The sequence below is a fragment of the Embleya sp. NPDC059213 genome (genome assembly GCF_042754445.1).
Taxonomy (GTDB): Bacteria; Actinomycetota; Actinomycetes; order Streptomycetales; family Streptomycetaceae; genus Embleya.
On the sequence record NZ_JBHZAV010000347.1, the window covers coordinates 1 to 4,815 of the forward strand.

Sequence of the window (4,815 nt, forward strand, 5' to 3'; positions counted from 1 at the left end):
CGGGCCGGGCCCGGCCCGCCCCACCCGCCCCCCCCCCCCGGCCCCGCCCGGCCTGGCCCGCCCCCCCCCCCGTGGGGCCGGCCGACCGGCGCGGCGGTACACCCCGAGACGCCGTCCCCCTCCGGGTGAGCTACGCCCCACCGCCGAGTCGGTCGAGTGTCGCCGCCAGGAGGGCCGTTCGGGCGGGCATGGTGGCGATCTGCACGAACTCGTCGCGGGCATGCGGGTGGCCGCCGACGGCGCCCATGCCGTCGAGGGTGGGGATGCCGATCGCGGCGGTGAGGTTGCCGTCCGAGCCGCCGCCGGAGCGCACGCCTTCCGGTTCGGGGAGGCCGAGTTCGCGGGCGGCGGCCCGTGCGTGGGCGACCAGGTCCGCGGACATGGCTTCCTCGAGCGGGTACCGATTGACGCCGCCGGTCACGGACAGCTCGGCGTCCGGCAGTACCGCCCGCAGGGTCTGCATGTGCCGTGTGACGCGGTCGAGTTCGGCACGGGTCCAGCCGCGCACGTCGATGTCGAACGCGGCCGTCTCGGGCACGGTGTTGACGGTGGATCCGGACGTGGCGACGGTGGGGGTGACCGTGGTGCCCAGGTCGGCGCGCTGCGCGGACGACATCGCGAGTACCTGGTGGGCGAGTTCCACGGTCGCGTTCACGCCCAGTTCCGGCTCCAGGCCCGCGTGCGCGGCGCGGCCCCGAACCGCCACCCGGAATCGGGCCACGCCCTTGCGCGCGATCTTGACCGCGCCGCCGGGCGCGCTGGGTTCGCCCACCAGTACCGCGCCGGCCTTGCCTGCGAGTTCCTCGACCAGGGCACGTGAGGTCAGCGATCCGGTCTCCTCGTCGCCGGTCAGCAACAGCCCGACCCGATCGTGCGCGCCGGAGATCCGGGCCGCGTACAACATCTGCACGATGCCGGCCTTCATGTCGAACACGCCCGGGCCGCGGGCAATACCCTCGTGCGTCGAGAAGGGCAGCTCCGCGAGGGTCCCCATCGGCCACACCGTGTCGTAGTGCCCGAGCAACAACGGCCCGTTCGGCCGCGGTCGCCAGACCAGGTTCGTGATGCCGGCCAGGACGACCCGCTCGGGCTCGCGGCCGAGAAACCCCGCCCCGACCGCGGCCAGCAACTCCGCGCACCGGTCCAGGGCCGAGAGATCCTCGGACGGGGATTCGCAGTTCACCAGTTGCCCCAACAGGGCCACCATGGCATCGAGTTCGGCCGACAGGTCCGCGAGATAGCGCTGGGTGGAAGCCATATCCGGATACCTGTCCAGCCGACCGGCCGCAGCCACCTCGAACTCGGTTCGCCCAGCCGCCCACCCCGGCCCGGCGTCGGCGACGCGTACGGAATCGGTGGCCGTTCTTCGTTGCCGACGACGATTCGACGGCCGTCCGGCCCTGCCTCCGTGATCATTCTCCGCGGCACGCGCCGCCTTCCAAGGAGGTATCCCGTGCTGGGACGATCCGATCCCGCCTGCCCGTCACCCGACCACCGCCGACGGGTGGTGGCCATCGAGTCGGGTGCCGCACTCGGCACCGGGCCCGTCGGTACCGACCGTCGCCCGGGAGGCGTGCGATGACACGCGTCTCCCGAGGGGCCGTGACGGCCGTCGCGCTGGGACTGCCGGCCGCCGGGTGCGGGGGACCGACGGCGGGGCCGGTGCCGGCGGCAACACGGTCACCATCGGGGTCGCCGGCGACCCCGGCGCGATGAACCCGCTGACCGCGCCGGCCTCCAGCGCGGTGATGATGAATCGCTTCGCCTACGACTCGCTGGTCGACATCCGACCCGACGGGCAGATCGCCTCCGGCGTGGCCCGGACCTGGACCGCCGATGCGACCACGGCGAGCTTCACCCTCAGGCGCGACGTGTTGTGCGACCACGGCACCACGTTGACCCCGTCCGCGATCGCCGCGCAGTACAACTACATCGGCGACCCGGCCAACAAGTCGCCGATGGCCGGCCCGATGGTGCCGGTCGGCGCCACCGCCGTCGCGGACGACGCCGCGGGCACCCTGACGCTGAAGGCCCCGGAGGCCACCCCGTTCCTGCCGCGCGGCGCCGGGACCGTGCAACTGGTGTGCCCCTCGGGCATGCGCTCGCAGGAGAAGTTGGACCAGGGGTCCAACGGCACCGGTCCGTACCGGCTGAGCGAGGTGGTGCCGGGCGACCACTTCGCCTTCACCAGGCGCCCCGGATACGTCTGGGGCCCGGACGGGGCCGACAACGCCGCCTCGCCGGATCGGGTGGTCTTCAAGTTCGTCGGCGACGAGTCCACCCGGACCAACCTGCTGCTGGGTGGACAGCTCGACGTCGCGCGGGTCATCGGCGCGGATCGTACCCGGCTGACCGCGGCCGGCGTCGGGTTCGAGCTCCAGCGGGACCCGTTCGGCATGTTGCTGTTCAACGAGGCCCCCGGTCGGGTCACCGCCGACGCCGAGGTGCGCTGGGCCCTGGTCGCCGCGCTCGACCTCAAGCAGATCGGTGCGGTGGCCACCGGCGGCAAGGGCGTGCCCGCGACCCGGTTCGGCACCACGATGGCACCGCCCTGCCCCACCGACTCGGTCACCGCCAACCTCCCGCCGCACGATCCGGCCCGCGCCGCCGAGGCGCTGCGAGCCGCCGGGTGGGAGAAGTCCGGTGGGCGCTGGAGCAAGAACGGCCGACAACTGTCCATCTCGATGCCCTACCCCGGCTATCAGGGCAATCAGGTGATCGCCGCCGTCGAGTTGGCCGTCCGGCAGTGGAACTCCTTCGGCGTGAAGGTCACCACCAGCCGGACCGCCCAGACGACCAACGTCTCCATCCTGATGGCCGGTCAGTGGGACATCGCCTGGGCGCCGGTCTCGGTGCCCGCCCCCGACCGGAACCTCGTGTTCTTCTCCGGGCCCAAGCCGCCCGAGGGCCTCAACCTCGGTGCCACCGACAACCCCGAGCACCGGCGCCTCGCCGCCCAGGCGATGGGTAAATCCGACATCGCCGGTTGCCCGGAATGGACGGCGGCCGAGGCGGAGTTGATCAAGCGGGTCGACGTGGTGACCTTCATCGACTCCAACTCCCCTTGGTTCGGCCGGGGTTACGCCTTCGAGATCGACGGTGGCGGCATCCTGCCGACCACGCCGCGTCGGGCCGACGAGCGCTGACCTCGCCCCGACCGCCCCGGGCGAGACTCGGGCGGGTCGACGCGATTGCGTGGCCGTTCGTTCGTGACCAAGTGAACACCGAGTCGTTGGCATGTCGTGCGCCACGTCTTTCTCGGGGACACCTCGCGCGTCCCGTCGCCGCACCCGCCGCACCCGCCGCAACCCGGCGGTGCGCGGCCGGTGCGGCCGGCGCGCGAGGAGACGCGGCCGTCGTACCCGGCACGGAACACGAAGGACGAACACGACCATGACCACCGCGGCAACGCACTCGCCGACCCGGGCCACCCGCCCGGTACCGGTGCCCGAGTTTCGCAGCCAACGGCACACCCGGGTCTCGGATCTCGACCGCTTCGGACGCGTCCACAACCTCTCGCTGATCCGCTACATCGAGGACGCGCAGGTGGAACTCACCGCCGCGGGACGGCCCGGCGAGGCGGTGATGCACGTCGGCTGGACGGCCGTGCAGCGCAACACCGCGTTCCCGGTCCCGCTGCCGATGCTCGCCGAGCCGGTGGGCATCGGCACCACGGTCGTGCAACTGGGCCGGTCCACGATGACGCTGTCCACCCGGATCGAGCACCGGGGCGTCGTGCACGTCCGCTCGCTGGACCGCTTCCTGGCCTGCGATCACAACGGCATGCGCCGCTGCCCGGACGACGGCGAACTGCGTTGGCTGCGTCGCTGGCTGGTCGGGGCACGCGAAGGCGCGCTCGGCGTACCGCGGATGGAGGGCCGGTCCGCGTGAGCGGCCTCACCGCCACCCCGCGCCCGAGCGACCCGGGAACCGGGGGCCCACGCGCGATCAGCGGGCCGGACCGGCCTGCGCGGCGTGTGGCGTCGACCTGCGCTGCTCCCAGGACGCCGTCGTCACGGGCGGCACCCCGATCGCCCAACTCCTGGCCTGCCCCGGCGAATGCGCCCACAGCCTGACCGGGAACCCGCACGGACTCGACCAGGCGCCCATGCCGCCGGCCATCCGCATCGGCCGGCACGAAGGCTGGGCCTGGTGATCCCGACCCTCGAACCGCCGGTGTCGGCAACCGGATTCGGCCCGTGCGGCGAACCGGGTGGCGGCGCGGCCCGGGGGTAGTGTCGTCGGTGCGGTCCGGTGCGGCGAACCCGCCGAGACACCGCGGCCGGACACCGACCAGGAGGACACATGTCGAAGCCGCCGCTGCCCGAAGAGGCGATCGCGATGTTGCGGAAACCCAATCCCGCGGTCGTGACGACGCTCCGGGCCGACGGGCAGCCCGTCTCCACGGCCACCTGGTACCTGTGGGAGGAGGACGGTCGCGTGTTGCTCAACCTCGACGAGGGACGGCGGCGACTCGCCCACATCCGCAACGATCCCCGGGTGTCCCTCACCGTGCTCGACGAGGGGAACTGGTACACGCATCTGAGCCTGGTCGGCCACGTCGACGAGATCCGCGACGACAAGGACCTGGCCGACATCGACCGGCTGGCCCGCCACTACGGGGGCGGCGACTACCCGCAGCGGGACCGGGGTCGCGTCAGCGCCTGGGTCCGGATCGACCGCTGGCACGGTTGGGGCGCGCTCAAGGACAACGACCAGGCGGGCGGCGGGCGAAAGACGACGAGCACCGAATAGCGCACGCCCTGGACCGAACGGACCGCCCGGAGCCGGACGGCCGCGAGATATCCTTTGTTG

General features: G+C 72.8%; 4 protein-coding genes. 3 read left to right on the plus strand and 1 reads right to left on the minus strand.

The genetic code is table 11. The annotated features are described in order from the left end of the window. Window positions 1–130: 130 nt before the first annotated feature. Complete coding sequence (locus ACFXMF_RS46775; RefSeq protein WP_379992627.1) at window positions 131–1,258, minus strand: M20 family metallopeptidase; 1,128 nt, start codon at window positions 1,256–1,258, stop codon at window positions 131–133. Between the two features lie 379 nt (window positions 1,259–1,637). Here ACFXMF_RS46775 and ACFXMF_RS46780 point away from each other — a divergent pair, with 379 nt between their 5' ends. The 3 genes from ACFXMF_RS46780 (at window position 1,638) to ACFXMF_RS46790 (ending at window position 4,755) form a co-directional block, all read left to right on the plus strand. Further along, the gene (locus tag ACFXMF_RS46780) at window positions 1,638–3,146 is read left to right on the plus strand and encodes an ABC transporter substrate-binding protein (RefSeq protein WP_379992626.1); all 1,509 of its coding nucleotides are present in this window, start codon (window positions 1,638–1,640) and stop codon (window positions 3,144–3,146) included. A gap of 247 nt (window positions 3,147–3,393) precedes the next feature. Next, entirely contained in the window at window positions 3,394–3,891 is a 498-nt protein-coding gene (locus ACFXMF_RS46785; protein WP_379992625.1) for a hypothetical protein, read from the plus strand. Between the two features lie 414 nt (window positions 3,892–4,305). After that, entirely contained in the window at window positions 4,306–4,755 is a 450-nt protein-coding gene (locus ACFXMF_RS46790; protein WP_360320215.1) for a PPOX class F420-dependent oxidoreductase, read from the plus strand. Window positions 4,756–4,815: the final 60 nt, after the last annotated feature.